The organism is Paenibacillus larvae subsp. larvae, assembly GCF_002003265.1.
GTDB classification, from domain to species: Bacteria; Bacillota; Bacilli; order Paenibacillales; family NBRC-103111; genus Paenibacillus_H; species Paenibacillus_H larvae.
In genome coordinates this window covers 3935248-3949352 of the sequence record NZ_CP019687.1, presented here as the reverse complement: position 1 = coordinate 3949352, position 14105 = coordinate 3935248, and the positions used below count along the sequence as shown (strand labels likewise).

General features: G+C 45.7%; 14 protein-coding genes and 1 pseudogene. 5 read left to right on the top strand and 10 right to left on the bottom strand.

Annotated features, from left to right (window positions below; all coding sequences use genetic code 11):
* Positions 1-131 precede the first annotated feature (131 nt).
* On the top strand, positions 132-872 hold the full coding sequence (locus tag BXP28_RS20505) for a DUF2161 family putative PD-(D/E)XK-type phosphodiesterase (RefSeq protein ID WP_023483800.1): 741 nt from the start codon (positions 132-134) through the stop codon (positions 870-872).
* 54 nt (positions 873-926) lie between these two features.
* Here BXP28_RS20505 and BXP28_RS20500 read toward each other — a convergent pair whose 3' ends face one another.
* The 3 genes from BXP28_RS20500 to modA form a co-directional block, all read right to left on the bottom strand.
* Positions 927-1844: an NAD(P)/FAD-dependent oxidoreductase gene (locus BXP28_RS20500; protein WP_036657535.1), complete on the bottom strand. Its 918-nt coding sequence runs from the start codon at positions 1842-1844 to the stop codon at positions 927-929.
* Between the two features lie 105 nt (positions 1845-1949).
* A complete protein-coding gene (gene modB / locus BXP28_RS20495) occupies positions 1950-2615 on the bottom strand; it encodes a molybdate ABC transporter permease subunit (RefSeq protein ID WP_023483798.1) in 666 nt (221 codons plus the stop codon).
* Positions 2612-3439, bottom strand: a complete 828-nt coding sequence (modA, locus tag BXP28_RS20490; RefSeq protein ID WP_040931812.1) for a molybdate ABC transporter substrate-binding protein — start codon at positions 3437-3439, stop codon at positions 2612-2614. Before modA ends, modB begins: the two co-directional genes overlap by 4 nt.
* 246 nt (positions 3440-3685) lie before the next feature.
* On the opposite strand from modA, the gene BXP28_RS20485 reads away from it, so the two are divergent.
* Positions 3686-4630, top strand: a complete 945-nt coding sequence (locus tag BXP28_RS20485; RefSeq protein ID WP_023483796.1) for a substrate-binding domain-containing protein — start codon at positions 3686-3688, stop codon at positions 4628-4630.
* Between the two features lie 373 nt (positions 4631-5003).
* Here the strand turns inward: BXP28_RS20485 and BXP28_RS20480 are convergent, their stop codons facing one another.
* The 3 genes from BXP28_RS20480 to serC form a co-directional block, all read right to left on the bottom strand.
* The gene (locus BXP28_RS20480) at positions 5004-5258 is read right to left on the bottom strand and encodes an AbrB/MazE/SpoVT family DNA-binding domain-containing protein (RefSeq protein ID WP_172423835.1); all 255 of its coding nucleotides are present in this window, start codon (positions 5256-5258) and stop codon (positions 5004-5006) included.
* A gap of 209 nt (positions 5259-5467) precedes the next feature.
* Positions 5468-5932 (bottom strand): tRNA (uridine(34)/cytosine(34)/5-carboxymethylaminomethyluridine(34)-2'-O)-methyltransferase TrmL, encoded by a 465-nt coding sequence (gene trmL / locus BXP28_RS20475; protein WP_023483794.1) that lies wholly within the window; start codon positions 5930-5932, stop codon positions 5468-5470.
* Positions 5933-6103: 171 nt separating this feature from the next.
* On the bottom strand, positions 6104-7192 hold the full coding sequence (serC, locus tag BXP28_RS20470; RefSeq protein WP_036656062.1) for a 3-phosphoserine/phosphohydroxythreonine transaminase: 1089 nt from the start codon (positions 7190-7192) through the stop codon (positions 6104-6106).
* 103 nt (positions 7193-7295) lie between these two features.
* Between serC and thpR the strand changes: the two genes are divergently transcribed.
* From thpR to BXP28_RS25675, 3 genes and pseudogenes are all read left to right on the top strand, one after another.
* Complete coding sequence (gene thpR / locus BXP28_RS20465) at positions 7296-7808, top strand: RNA 2',3'-cyclic phosphodiesterase (RefSeq protein ID WP_046655068.1); 513 nt, start codon at positions 7296-7298, stop codon at positions 7806-7808.
* A gap of 215 nt (positions 7809-8023) precedes the next feature.
* Positions 8024-8359: pseudogene (locus BXP28_RS25680) on the top strand (MgtC/SapB family protein); the annotation flags it as partial.
* A gap of 69 nt (positions 8360-8428) precedes the next feature.
* Entirely contained in the window at positions 8429-8674 is a 246-nt protein-coding gene (locus BXP28_RS25675) for a hypothetical protein (RefSeq protein ID WP_096761275.1), read from the top strand.
* Between the two features lie 99 nt (positions 8675-8773).
* On the opposite strand, the gene glnA is transcribed toward BXP28_RS25675, so the two are convergent.
* The 4 genes from glnA to BXP28_RS20440 all read right to left on the bottom strand — a co-directional run bounded on the left by glnA (position 8774) and on the right by BXP28_RS20440 (position 13904).
* Positions 8774-10198, bottom strand: coding sequence for a type I glutamate--ammonia ligase (glnA, locus tag BXP28_RS20455; protein WP_036656060.1), 1425 nt, complete (start codon positions 10196-10198; stop codon positions 8774-8776).
* Between the two features lie 413 nt (positions 10199-10611).
* Positions 10612-11289 carry a deoxyribose-phosphate aldolase gene (gene deoC / locus BXP28_RS20450; protein WP_023483789.1) on the bottom strand — a complete coding sequence of 226 codons (678 nt, stop codon included), beginning with the start codon at positions 11287-11289 and terminating at the stop codon, positions 10612-10614.
* An 82-nt stretch (positions 11290-11371) separates the two neighbouring features.
* Complete coding sequence (locus BXP28_RS20445) at positions 11372-12676, bottom strand: pyrimidine-nucleoside phosphorylase (protein ID WP_036656058.1); 1305 nt, start codon at positions 12674-12676, stop codon at positions 11372-11374.
* A gap of 43 nt (positions 12677-12719) precedes the next feature.
* Positions 12720-13904 carry a NupC/NupG family nucleoside CNT transporter gene (locus tag BXP28_RS20440; RefSeq protein WP_036656057.1) on the bottom strand — a complete coding sequence of 395 codons (1185 nt, stop codon included), beginning with the start codon at positions 13902-13904 and terminating at the stop codon, positions 12720-12722.
* Positions 13905-14105 lie beyond the last annotated feature (201 nt).

Here is a 14105-nt window from a genome sequence, read left to right as displayed (position 1 = left end):
TCTTACCGGCAATTTGCATAAATTTCTTAAGGACCTTGAGATGGTTGTAATTATGGATCAAAATAAAAAGCGGGCAGATATGATATACTGGCAAGCAGAAAGCAAGTCAGCACGGAAAGTTGGGAAAAAGCATGGCGATTCGAAGTGAAACGGAATTATACGGGCCTGTTAAACATTTTTGGGAACAGCGGGGATATGAGGTCAAAGGAGAGGTCAAACACTGCGATCTGGTTGCCATGAAGGGGGATGGACCGCCAATAATCGTAGAACTGAAAAAAAGCCTGACGGTTCCTCTATTATTACAAGGAATCGACCGGCTAAAGCTCACTGGTCTTGTTTATCTGGCTGTAGAATTGCCGGCTCACGGCAAGGCTCCTTATCAAGCCAAATGGTCAGAAATAAGGGATTTATGCGGGCGTCTGGGGCTTGGCCTACTGACAGTCAGGTTCTATAAAACGAAAAAACCGGTTGTTGGGATCGTATGCGAGCCTGAATCCTATAAACCCCGTCACAGCAAAGGAAAACTAAACAGGCTGACGAAAGAATTCAGGGACAGACTTGGTGACTTCAACCAGGGAGGAAGCACTAAGCAGAAACTGGTACCGGCTTACAGGCAAAAAGCCCTGGTATGCGCCTTTCATTTGCAAAGTGTAGAAAAAATGAGCCCTAGAGAGTTGAAGGTGCTGAGCGGTTACGCGGAAACGCAAAGAATTCTCCAGAATAACCATTACGGCTGGTTTGAACGGGTTGGAAGAGGTGCATACCGACTTTCCCCGGACGGAAAAAAAGCCCTGGTTGAGTATGCTCCTTTACTTGAGTGTTTGGGCCTGCTTCGGGGAGAGGAAGGAATGTCTTCCCTGGACCATTCATGACGACTGAAAATTCCTCCTGTAAGAAAAGGAAGTATTCCATTCAAACCTCTGTTCTCAGGAACCCTCTTCCTCCATTTTAGTCAATGCTTTATGCATCCAGATGGCTGCTATCGCCCCTTCCCCCATAGCAACGGTAACCTGCTCGGCATGGACTCCGATATCTCCCGCGGCCCAGAGTCCCTTAACAGACGTCTCCTTCGTCCGCGGATCAACCTCTACGTGCCGGTTCTGATGGAGAGTAGCTCCAAGCTTTGCGGCCAGATCAGAGCGGACATCATTACCCCCGAAGGCAATGAAGCCCCTTTCCGCCTCGATTACCCTCCCGCCGCGGAGAATCAGTCCCTGGAAAAGACCGGAGGAACCCGGTTCCAACAGGACCCGTTCGGCCTGCTCCGGAAGGTGGGAAATGCCCCGACGCTCCAATTCCCCGAGCAGATTCTCAGAAACCGGCTTCTGTTCGTGATTCAGATAAACCAGCCGGTTGGTCCATCTTGATAGCGTCAGGGCCATACGGGCACCTACTTCTCCGGAGCCAAGTACAAGGGTGGAACGGCCGCGGATTTCATAGGCATCACAATCCGGGCAGACATAGATGGTTATGCCGAGGCAGCCGCGCAATCCGGGAAGTTCGGGAAAGCGGTCCTTTACACCGGTTGCGAGCAGCATTGTCTTGGCTTCAAGCTCCTGGCCCTCTACCTTTACCCGGAATCCTCCGGGTATAGATTGTGCATCGGAAGCCCAGCCCCTTAAAAAACGTACACCCAGGCGTTCTGCCTGCATACGTCCCAATTCCCGGAGTTCCGGGCCTCCTATGCCATCCGGCCATCCCAGAATATTATGATAAGAGCGGCACATGCTGGAGCGCCCTTCATTCGCGTCAACAACCAGTACCCTGTATCCATAACGGCCGAGTTGGATAGCCCCTTGCAGCCCTGCTATGCCTCCTCCAATAATTAATGCATCAAGCTTCATGTTCTGTTCTCTGCCCTCCTCCAATATCCATACCTGATGTTGTCCTTTACCTTTCCCTTTCCGCATCCTTTTTACTTCTATCCAAAGCAAAAAAATACAGCGGAATCAATTCCGCTGCCGGTTCATCCATCCTGAACCGCTAAGCAAAAGGAAAGATAATAAGACGATCACCAGTACCCAGTTCCAGGCCAACCGCATATTCCCGGAGTCAAAAGCCATGTAAATAGCCGTGGAAACCGTTTGAGTCCGTCCGGGAATGTTTCCCGCGAACATCAGAGTAGCACCAAATTCTCCAAGTGCCCTTGTAAAGCATAATACAATCCCGCCGGCCAAAGCCGGAGAGGATTGGGGAAAGGTTACGTTCCAGAATACTTTCCATTCAGAAGCCCCGTCTACCCGTGCCGCCTCCTCCACACGTCTGTCTGTGGAGGCGAATCCGGCTTTGGCTGACTGATACATTAGGGGGAAAGTTACCACAGCAGAAGCTATTACGGAAGCCCACCAGGTAAACATGAGAGGATGTCCAAAAAATGCCTCAATTCCACGGCCAACCGGACTCTGTCTGCCAAAACAGACAATAAGAACAAATCCTACTACTGTCGGCGGCAGAACAAGGGGAAGCAGTAATACGGTTTCCAAAACGGATTTCCCCCGGAAAGAGCGTCTTTGCATTTCTTTTCCTACCCAAGTACCTAAACATCCGGCCAGGAGGGTGGAAAGCAGAGAGACCTGAATAGATAGCTGGATGGGGGACCAAAAATCCATATTCATCCTTGCACCTTAAACCCGTACTTCGTAAAAATCTCTTTCGCTTCCTTACCTTGCGTATATTGGAGGAACAGGTCCGCTTCCTTGGCATGCTTCGTTTCTTTGGCCATGCCGGCCGGATAAATAATCGGCGTGTGGGAATCTTCTGAAGCCGTTACCGCCACCTCTACTTTATCTGATGATTTGGCATCTGTTAAATAAACCAGACCTGCCTCTACATTGCCTGTTTCCACGTAAGACAGTACTTGCCGGACATCTTTGCCCATAACAAGTTTGGCCTGAATCTTGTCCCATACATGCTGGTCCGTCAAAGCCTCTTTTGCATAAGCTCCCGCCGGAACGGATTCCGGAGTACCGATGGCAATCTGTTTAATATCTTCTTTGGTTAAGTCCTGTAAAGACGCAGGTTTAATCTTAGCACCCTTGGGAACAACCAAAACCAGCTCATTGGCGAGCAGCTTTTTACTTTTTGCCGGATCCAGCAGTCCTTTTTCCTGCAGCTGGTCAAATTTGTCCTCATCAGCCGAGAAAAAGAGATCCGCAGCGGCTCCTTGTTCAATTTGTTTTTGAAGTGCTCCGGAAGCACCATAATTAAAGGATAGCTTGATGCCGGGCTGTTCCTTTTCGAATTTTTCTTGAATTTCCTTAAACGCATCCTGCAAACTAGCCGCCGCTGATATCGTAAGTTCAACCTTATTCCCGGAAGGCCGGTCAGATGCAGGAGCAGATGAATTATCAGTCTCTCCTGACTTGGAACAGGCTCCTGCCAGAATCGATAAAACTCCAAGTACTAGGGCCAAAATGAAAGTAATGCACTTCTTTTTCATGAAAAAATCCCGTCCTTTTGCTATATTTCTATTCAATTTCACTAGATCATATAATCAATTATAACAGATTATAATAAGATATAACTAATTATATTTAAAAATTAAGGAGAAGATAGAATTTCAAGAATAGTAAACATTCTGAAAACTGAATCTTCCATAAGAAAAGCTTCTTTTTCAAGGGTAAAACGGGGTACAATAAAAGAAAGGGAAACAGACCGGCAATCATCTCAAGAAGGAGGCAGCTTCATGACGGAACCCGTATCCTATACAACGGAAGAAGTAGCAAAACGTCTGAAAGTGTCCAAGCTTACCGTATATGACCTGATGAAAAAAGGAAAGCTCCCGTCTTACCGGGTAGGAAGGCAAGTCCGGGTTGATGCGGAAGATTTGAACCGTTATATACAAAGTACAAAAACCGGCTTGCCCAAAGGCAGAACAGGAATATCCTCCGGGGATGCTCTCCAGCCTGCCGGGACTTCCCAAAAAGGGATGGCCCCCATTATTATTAGCGGACAGGATATGAGCCTGGACTTATTGGCAAAACAGCTCGAAAGCCGAAGTAACCTATCTTTTCTTCGAGCTTATAATGGAAGCTTAACCAGTTTGATGGAATTGTTTTACGGCAAGGCGGGCATTGTCAGTTTACATTTATTTGACGGGGATACCGGAGAATATAATCTCCCTTATGCCAAACGAATCTTGACAGGACACTCCTTTCAGGTCATTCATCTTCTCCGCCGGAACGCCGGTTTCTATGTGCAAAAGGGAAATCCTTTACAAATCCATACCTGGGAAGATTTAAAACGTAAAGATATCCGGATCATGAACAGGGAGAGGGGCTCGGGAGCAAGGGTTTTGCTTGATGAGCAGCTGCGCCTCCAGCGTATCTATCCTTCCGGAGTAACAGGGTACGATCAGGAAATGACCAATCATATCGGTGTTGCGACTTCCGTTTCCATAGATAAAGCGGATGTAGGCATAGGTATTGAAAGAATTGCTTCTTTAATTCCGGTTGATTTTATTCCGCTGATTTCAGAACAGTATGACCTGGTTATCCCGAAAACTCCCCAAACCGAACACCTTCTGGCATCTGTCCAGGAAGTGCTGTCTTCCCAATCTTTTAAAGATGAATTAAGGGCTTTAGGGGGATATGACCTTTCAGAAACGGGCACCATTTTATACGATTGGTAAAGAAAAGAAAGAATATTGTTATCTCCCAAAATTTCACATTATATTCGTTTTCTTTTTTGTTACAAACAGGTATAATACAAGTAATTGACAATTTTGCCTTGTAAGCCATCATGGAGGTGCCTGATATGTCATCTGCTTTTTGGATTGTTATGATCGTCATGGCTATGTTTTTGACCGCTATTTTAACGGCAGCTTATAATGATGATAAAACCAAGGGTCTTTAAGTAAAGGAAGAAAAAGCATTTTCTATGAGACTTCAGTGCTTCCTCTTAAAGGGATCCAAGCAAAAAAGCATCGTTCTCCTTATGGAAAACGATGCTTTTTTGCTGGACAACCGCTATACGCATTATTCTGTACCGCTGATCGTATTCTATTACATTCTTTCTTTCAGTGCATTCATTTCACTTAGGCAGCTAGCACAAATGTGACGCTCTTTGAACTCGCTTACCTGATCCATTTCCCCACAAAATACACATTTCGGACGATATCTTTCCAGAATAATATGGTCACCCTGAACTAAAATTTCTACCGGATCTCCTTCATTCATCTGATATCTTTTGCGGAGAGATTTAGGAAGAACGATGCGTCCCAATTGATCTACTTTTCGAACGACACCCGCTGGTTTCATCATTACGAACATCCTCTCTTTCTGGAATCACTACGGATACTTCATCTGATGTTAGTTATTCGCCATCTTTACAGGAAATCCTTCTGTATTCGTCAAAATTGTTTATTTGCGTTACAGAAATGTGTATTTTCGCTAACTTTCACGGTTTCATGCCATCTAACATCTGTTAATACATGTAAATTAACCCAAAAACAAAAAAATCTTACAGATTAAGTAAGTCCGGGAAAATCAATCTGCCGGAGCCCCTCATAAAGCACAATAGCCGCCGAATTCGATAAATTTAGAGACCGGACAGCATTTGACATCGGTAGGCGCATCTTCGTGTCCGGATATTGCCCCAGAATATTTGGAGACAATCCTTTCGTTTCCTTCCCGAACACAAAAAAATCCCCGTCCCGGAAAACGAAATCAGTATAGGTCCTGGAAGCCTTGGTCGTAGCCAGGAAAAACCTGTGTCCTGCATATTTTTGTTCCACTTCTTCAAAGGAATCGTGGTACTCGAGCTTTACAGAAGGCCAATAATCAAGACCTGCTCTTTTAAGCGTTTTATCATCGGTCTTGAATCCCAGCGGCCGCACGAGATGCAGATAAGTTCCGGTAGCTGCACAAGTCCGCGATATATTTCCCGTATTAGCCGGAATTTCCGGCTCAACGAGTACAATATGAAAAGCCATAGATGCCTCATCACCTCTACTCTTTATCGTAGTACACATCACCCGGGAACGCAATGCAGAATAACCAGGAAAAAGCCTCCACCCTCTTCGGAAAGGGAAAGGCAAATTCTATCCAGGCGATTGAATACATCGATAAAGAAGTTAATAGAGAGGATAGCAAGCGGGATTGTTTTATCCGTTCCGACGCTGAAATTCCTGCATAAATTCAGCCAACGCCTTGCAGGATTCATAGGGTACCGCATTATATGTCGACGCACGCAGTCCTCCGACACTACGGTGACCCTTCAAGCCAACAAAACCCTGCTGTTGGGATTCCTTGATGAATTGTTTCTCCAGTTCTTCATTCTGGAGGCGAAACGTCAAATTCATAATGGATCGGCTCCCCTTGTCCACACAGCCTTTATAGAACCCGCCACTGCGGTCGATTACATCGTAAATAAGCCCTGTTTTCTCCCGGTTAAAGACTTCCATTTCAACAAGTCCTCCCTTGGATTTGACCCATTTGAGAACCAGGTTCATTATATAAACCGAATAAACCGGCGGAGTATTGTATAGCGAATTATTCTTGGCATGCGTTTCATAGCGGAACATAACCGGTATAGAGGAATTCGCTTCTTCCAGCAGATCCTTTCGGAGAATCACTACGGTAACACCGGATGGACCCAGATTCTTTTGTGCCCCGGCATAGATGAAAGCGAATTTAGAGACATCTACCGGACGACACAGGATATCACTGGACAGATCGCCAATAAGCGGAATTTTACCTGTTTCGGGATAAGAGACATACTGGGAACCTTCGATTGTCTCGTTGGAGGTAATGTGAAGGTAGGCCGAATCAGGACTAAGTTTCACCGATTCCAGATCAGGCATCCTCATGAATGACTGCTCTTTGGAACTGGCAGCAATCTCCGTTTCTCCAAACAGCTTTGCTTCCTTCAATGCTTTCTCTGCCCAGGCTCCGCTCACGGCATAGCTGCCCACCTTGCCAGACTTTAGAAAATTCATGGGGATCATGGCGAATTGGGTGCTGGCTCCACCCTGCAAGAATAATACCTGATATCGTGCCGGTAAACCTAGCAATTCTGCAAAAAGCTGCTGTGTTTCTTCGTTCAAAGCTTCGTACTCTGCGCTTCGGTGTGAAATTTCCATCACGGACATTCCGATTCCGCGGTAATCCAAAAGTTCATCCCGGGCCTGCTCCAGCACTTCCATCGGTAGTGCTGCAGGTCCTGCATTAAAATTATAAGCTCTCTTCCCCATCTCTATCCTCTCCTTTAGTTCTTTTATGTATTAAAGTTTATCATAGCAAGATTTGTAAAGGTGAGCAAGTAGAGAAATCTTACTTTTTCAGGGCCCACCTTCCATGAATAGAACGGCAAATTGGTATACTAGTGGTATTCCCAAGTGGACCCATCCTGCCGATTATCACCTGACGCTTAAGTTTCTGGGTACTGTGGACGCGGATACGGCGGGTCGCATGGCTCCCGTACTGGCGGAGATAGCCCGCCGTACCCCTCCCTTCGAGCTGGAGCTTTCCCGGCTCGGCATTTTGGGTGCACCCGGCTCTCCCCGGGTGCTGTGGGCCGGCGTGCGCGGGGGCACGGGCCGGCTGGAGCAGCTTCAGGCGGAGATAGAGAACGCCGTAGAGGCGTTCGGCTTTCTGCCTGAAGCCCGGCCTTACCGGCCCCACCTCACGGTGGCCCGCCGGTATCAAGGCAAGTCCGCTTTCCGGGCGGAAGCCCTGGAATTGGACTTGCCGCGGGACGCCGTCCGGCCGTGGATAGTAAAGGAAATAATCCTTTACTATCCACGGCTGGGCGAATCCCCGATGTACCGGGCAATGGAACGGTACGAGCTTGGCGGCGGGCAGGGGTAACGTCAACCCCCGCCCGCCTGAAACTTTCTATACAGAATCAAATTGGATGAACCGGCATGTCTTCCCAAATATCTCTAACAGAAAAAACAGTATTCATTATAAGGAAATATTGGGTAAAGAATCATATGCATATATTATAGTATACGGCAGGGGCCAATTCATATCTGTTGGAATAGAAGGGAGTTGGACAACAGGTGCAGGTCGTGCAATTTGATATGATTTTGAGGTTGTTATTAGCAGGTGTATTCGGCGCGATGATCGGATTTGAACGGAAAAGCCGTCTGAAAGAAGCTGGGCTTCGTACTCACTTTCTGGTAGCTGTGGGAAGTGCACTTATTATGGTGGTATCCAAATACGGTTTTTTTGATGTTCTGCACGTGGACGGCGTTGAACTGGATGCCAGCCGTGTAGCCGCCCAGGTGGTGAGCGGTATTGGGTTCCTCGGAGCAGGAACCATCATTGTTCAAAGACAAGCTGTGCGCGGGTTAACCACTGCTGCAGGTTTGTGGGCTACATCAGGCATTGGCTTGACCGTTGGGGCAGGGTTGTATTGAATTGGACTCAGTGCCACCATTCTTGTCCTGATCGGTCTGGAAATCTTGAACCGCAGCCTCTCCCATATGATTCCATCCGTTTCCAAAATGACCATTCATCTCAATGAACGTAAAGAATCTTTAATGGAGATCTTCGCTCTCATGGAGCAAAAAGGGGTAGAAGTTACGAATTATCAGGTGGAATATCCGAAAAACAAAGAATACCGCATTTCCCTGGAAATGAATTTGAAAATGCCTCCTTCCGTAAAAGAATCCACTCTGATCACTATCCTGGATGAGGTAGAAGGAATTGAGTTCATACGAATGAATTAACCGCCCGAGGCTTTCTAGGTCGGGCGGTTAGTTTTAAAAAAACCCCTTTTGAGAGGAAAAAAGTTCAAAAGGGGGAGGGAGGCATTCATCATAATAGAATCAGCAGCCAAAATAAAGGGAGAATTCATGAGGATGAATCTGGATCGCCACCTCTTTAGCTTCTTCGCGTTTTAATGAAATGTAGTTGTAAATAAAATTTTTGGTAAATACCCCGCCTTCCAGCAGGAATTCATAATCAGATTCCAGTGCCAGCAAAGCTTCTTCAAGCGAACCGGGTACACTGCGGATTTCCTTCTTCTCTGCTGCTGAAAGCTCATAAATGTTTTTGTCCAATGGTCCGCACCCAATTGTGGTAGGATCGATTTTCCGTTTTATACCGTCAAGGCCGGCCATCAGCATGGCGGAGAAAGCCAGATAGGGATTAGCTGTGGAATCCGGTGTGCGGAATTCAACACGGCATCCTTTTGGAGTAACGGCGGCTACGGGAACCCGGACCGCTGCCGAACAGTTTCCTTTGGAGAAAACCAGATTGACCGGCGCTTCATATCCAGGCACCAGGCGTTTATATGAGTTCGTACTCGGGTTCGTCAAAGCAATAAGCGCAGGAGCGTGATGGAGAATACCTCCGATGTAGTATAAAGCCACCTGGCTCAGATTTGCATAACCGCCCTTTTCATAGAATAAAGGCTCATCTCCATTGAAAATACTCTGATGTACATGCATACCGCTGCCATTATCACCAAACAAAGGTTTCGGCATGAAGGTAGCCACTTTCCCATACTGTCTCGCAGTGTTGTGTACGATGTATTTATATTTCAACAGATTATCTGCCGTTTTTGTTAACGTATCAAAACGGACATTAATCTCACCTTGCCCTGCCGTAGCGACTTCATGATGATGGCGTTCCACGCGCAGGCCGGATTCGATCAACAAACGGCACATCTCAGTACGAATGTCTTGCTGGGAGTCAATCGGAGCAACCGGGACATAGCCGCCTTTTTTGGCAACTTTAAATCCCAGATTTCCTCCTTCTTCCCTGCGTCCGGTATTCCAGTGGCCCTCCTCTGAATCGACACTGTAAAAGGAAGTATTCTCGCTAGTTTCAAACCTGACTTCATCGAAGATAAAAAATTCAGATTGTGGGGCAAAATAAGCTGTGGTTGCTACGCCTGCGTGCTGCAGATATTGCTCAGCTTTTTGGGCAATTCCTCGCGGGTCCCGGTCATATCGTTCGCCATCCGGAGTATAAATGTCACACATGATATTTAATGTAACATGGTCAGTGAAAGGATCCAGGAAAAAGGAATCGGGATCCGGCATCATAACCATATCCGATTCTTCAATCCCCCTAAAACCCACAATGGAGGACCCGTCAAAGGCTACTCCGTTTTCAAAACAGGCCTCGTCTACCTCCTGGGCCGGGGTAGTGATGTGATGGGCTCTGCCTGCCAAATCCACAAAGCGAAAATCCACCCATTCCACCTTTTTTTCCTTAATCAGATCCAGAATTTTGCCTGTACTCATGGCGAAATCCTCCCAGTTCCCGTACATTTTTTTTATTTTTTATAAAAATTGTCCGTTTATGAAAACGACTTTTTTTGTAATTATAATGCGCACCCCTAAATGCCGTCAATACTTATGTTAGGTTTTTTTATAAATAATGTTAGATTTATTTACATAAACATGAAACCCCTCTTTTTAGAGAAATTTTTCTGCAGCACAGGAATTTCTGTTATTCTTTCGGGTATTTTTTCGGGTTTATATCCAGTATTCTAGTTTATTTAATTAGACCTTTGGTAAACCAACCAGGCCTAGAAGAGGGATATATAGAGAGGTATAAAAAAAGCTTCTGTCCCTCCCGGGACAAAAGCTTTTTTTCTTCGGCCATTTGCATATCCAAGCGGTAGGGGAGGCAAATGCCGATTATATTTTCCTTATCAATAATTCGAGTCTGATACTTCTCCATTAACAATAGCAATACTGGCACTGGCACCAATACGGGTTGCCCCTGCTTCGATCATTGCTTTGGCATCAGCCGAACTGCGGACACCACCTGAAGCCTTGACACCTATGTCAGGTCCAACTGTTTTGCGCATCAATGCAATATCTTCTTTGGTAGCTCCGCCCGTAGAGAAACCGGTTGAAGTCTTCACAAAATCGGCTCCAGCCTTCACGGAAAGCTCACAGGCACGGATTTTTTCTTCATCCGTAAGCAGGCAGGTTTCAATGATCACCTTAGTTAACGCATTGCCCTTGGCTGCTTCCACTACTGCACGAATATCGCGCTCCACAAGCTCATCGTCTTTATCTTTCAAAGCACCAATATTGATCACTATATCAACTTCGGTTGCACCGTTCTCGATGGCATTTTTCGTTTCAAATGCCTTTACCTCAGGGGTGGCGGCTCCGAGAGGGAAGCCGATAACCGTACACACTTTCACTTCCGGCGTGTCTTTTAGTACTCCATAAGCCGTTTTTACCATGGAAGGATTCACACAGACCGAAGCGAATTTGTACGCTTTTGCCTCCTCGGCCAGCTTGATAACAGCTGCCTTCTGGGCTTCGGGTTTTAACAAAGTATGGTCAATCATTCTGGCAATTTGCTTTTTATTCATAAATTAGGGCCTCCCGCTATCCGATTTATAGCATCTCGTTATTTGAACCCATTCATCATTCAGTTTGATGAGACGGTTTCATTTATTCGTGAATTTCGTCGTAAATCAAGGTTGGACGGTCCACTTGTCCTTGAACGATTGTATAGGAATCATAAATACGTTGTTTAACCTCTTCCACATCTTCCGTGTTGCTGTGAATGGTTACAAGGGATTCTCCCTTTTTAACAGTATCTCCTATTTTTTTCCTGAGGACAAGACCCACACTAAGATCAATGGAAGACTCTTTCGTCGCACGTCCTGCACCCAAAATCATAGCTGCCGTTCCGATGCTATCCGCAACAATGGCAGATACTGTTCCGTCTTCTTTGGCTTCTACTTCATATGTGAATTTGGCTGTCGGCAGCTTGAACGGATCGTCAATTACCGAAGGGTCACCGCTTTGGGCTTTCACGAAGGTTTTGAACATCTCCAGGGCTTTGCCGTTACGAATGACTTCTTCCAGCATTTCACGGGCTTCCTGAACGCTCTTTGCATGTCCCGCCAGATAAACCATGTTGCTGCCCAAAGTCAGGCACAGTTCATGAAGGTCTTCAGGTCCCTCTCCCTTAAGAGTATCAATCGCTTCTTTAATTTCCAATGCGTTACCTATGGCAAATCCTAAAGGTTCATCCATATTAGAGAGCACAGCCATTGTATTACGGCCTACGCTGTTTCCAATCTGAACCATCGCCTTAGCTAGCTTTCTGGCTTCATTCAGGTCCTTCATAAAAGCTCCGGAACCCACTTTTACATCAAGAACAATAGCGTCCGAACCGGATGCAATTTTTTTGCTCATGATAGAGCTTGCTATCAATGGAATCGAATTTACCGTTCCGGTTACATCACGAAGTCCATAAATCTTTTTGTCAGCCGGTGTCAGGTTTCCGGTCGGGCCCGTTACGGCAATTTTTTGTTCATTTACCTGTTTGATGAATTGTTCATTATTAATCTCGGCATGGAATCCGGGAATGGATTCCAACTTATCTACGGTACCGCCCGTATGCCCGAGTCCGTGGCCGGACAACTTCGCAACAGGCACTCCTACTGCCGCTACAAGGGGAGCTAAGACGATGGTAGTGGTATCTCCCACACCGCCTGTACTATGTTTGTCCACCTTGATTCCTTCAATAGCAGACAAATCAATTTGATCTCCTGACTCCACCATTGCCATTGTCATGTTCGCTGTTTCTTCGGGAGTCATTCCCCGGAAAAATACAGCCATCAGGAAGGAAGACATCTGATAATCGGGAACTTCTCCTTTAGTGTAACCCTCAATGATGAAATCAATCTCCTGCTTGGTCAGTTCCCCGCCGTCACGTTTCTTTTCAATAAGGTCTACCATTCTCATTCCCTATTACCTCCTAATGAAATTTTTAAATATATATGATCAATTAAAGGAACAAGCCAATGATGGTGGCCGAAAGAATAGAGGCTAATGTCGAGCCGAAAAGCAGCTTCATCCCAAAGTTTGCCACATGGTTGCCCTGTTTTTCATTCAGCGCTTTTACCGAACCTGTAATAATACCGACAGAGCTAAAGTTCGCAAAACTTACAAGGAATACGGATACCATTCCCATAGTTTTGGCGGAAAACCCGCTTGCAACGTTCTGGAAGCTCATCATCGCCACAAATTCATTCGTAACCAGCTTGGTTGCCATAATACTTCCGGCTTGTACGGCTTCACTCCAAGGAATTCCCATAACGAAAGCAATTGGCGCAAAAATATATCCCAGAATAGATTGGAATGAAACCCCAAATGTATAGTTGAATATATAATCGATCATATTCATGAGTGCAATAAAACCCATCAGCATGGCTCCAACGATGATGGCTACCTTGAAGCCATCCATAATACTTTCTGAAATCATCTGGAAAAATCCCATTTTATGCGTATCTTCTTCTTCCAGATACAAGTCATCTTCATCTTTTAATTCATAAGGATTGACTATATTCGCTATTATGAGAGCTGAAAAAATGTTCAGAATAATTGCCACAACTACATATTTAGGTTCCAGCATGGTCATATATGCACCGACAATCGCGATGGAAACAGCACTCATAGCAGATGTACATAGCGTATACAACCGGCGCTTGGAAATTAGTCCGAGTTGTTTTTTAGCGGTAAGAAATACTTCGGATTGCCCCAGGAAGGCAGATGAGATGGCGATGTAGTTTTCCAACTTCCCCATACCATTCAGTTTACTGAGTGCCAAACCCACATATTTGATGATCAGCGGCAGTATTTTAAAGAAATTCAAAATACCGATCAGGATGGAAATAAAGATAATCGGCAGCAGTACGTTTAAGAAAAATGTCGAGGCTCCTTCGTTCTGTAACCCTCCGAACACAAATTCGACCCCGCCAATACCGAAATCCATCAGCTCGCTGAACAATTTGGAGACAAATCCTATAACCACAACCCCAATTTCAGTATTCAGCATGATGAAAGAAAGGATAAGCTGTGTAATAAGCATCAGCACAATCGGTTTAAACCGGATGCCTTTGCGATTGTAACTTACCATGTAGCCCAGTACAAACACTAGAAGTAAACCGGCTATGGCAAATAGTACATTCATGCTTTGTTCCTCCATTTTAATCTAGTTATAAATTCCGCTTGGAAAGCGCTAGCAACATAGCCGCAGATAAATGAATCTTCTGTTAGTTTTTACCACTTTATCCTCTTACATACCTGGCAAAAGTTTCAAAAGAAAGTATCCAGACACTCAGCATGAGGCGCTTTCAAAACGATTTATTAAGAGAAGTTTCCCTTCTGTGTT

Excerpts from the sequence above, each read along its gene's own strand:
- thpR (WP_046655068.1), top strand. The coding sequence starts at position 7,296 with ATGAATAGAACGGCAAATTGGTATACTAGTGGTATTCCCAAGTGGACC.
- BXP28_RS20445 (WP_036656058.1), bottom strand. The coding sequence starts at position 12,676 with ATGAGAATGGTAGACCTTATTGAAAAGAAACGTGACGGCGGGGAACTG.
- glnA (WP_036656060.1), bottom strand. The coding sequence starts at position 10,198 with ATGAGTACAGGCAAAATTCTGGATCTGATTAAGGAAAAAAAGGTGGAA.
- BXP28_RS20500 (WP_036657535.1), bottom strand. The coding sequence starts at position 1,844 with ATGAAGCTTGATGCATTAATTATTGGAGGAGGCATAGCAGGGCTGCAA.
- BXP28_RS20480 (WP_172423835.1), bottom strand. The coding sequence starts at position 5,258 with ATGAAACCAGCGGGTGTCGTTCGAAAAGTAGATCAATTGGGACGCATC.
- BXP28_RS20440 (WP_036656057.1), bottom strand. The coding sequence starts at position 13,904 with ATGAATGTACTATTTGCCATAGCCGGTTTACTTCTAGTGTTTGTACTG.
- deoC (WP_023483789.1), bottom strand. The coding sequence starts at position 11,289 with ATGAATAAAAAGCAAATTGCCAGAATGATTGACCATACTTTGTTAAAA.
- serC (WP_036656062.1), bottom strand. The coding sequence starts at position 7,192 with ATGGGGAAGAGAGCTTATAATTTTAATGCAGGACCTGCAGCACTACCG.
- BXP28_RS25675 (WP_096761275.1), top strand. The coding sequence starts at position 8,429 with ATGATTCCATCCGTTTCCAAAATGACCATTCATCTCAATGAACGTAAA.
- modB (WP_023483798.1), bottom strand. The coding sequence starts at position 2,615 with ATGAATATGGATTTTTGGTCCCCCATCCAGCTATCTATTCAGGTCTCT.
- BXP28_RS20485 (WP_023483796.1), top strand. The coding sequence starts at position 3,686 with ATGACGGAACCCGTATCCTATACAACGGAAGAAGTAGCAAAACGTCTG.
- modA (WP_040931812.1), bottom strand. The coding sequence starts at position 3,439 with ATGAAAAAGAAGTGCATTACTTTCATTTTGGCCCTAGTACTTGGAGTT.
- trmL (WP_023483794.1), bottom strand. The coding sequence starts at position 5,932 with ATGGCTTTTCATATTGTACTCGTTGAGCCGGAAATTCCGGCTAATACG.
- BXP28_RS20505 (WP_023483800.1), top strand. The coding sequence starts at position 132 with ATGGCGATTCGAAGTGAAACGGAATTATACGGGCCTGTTAAACATTTT.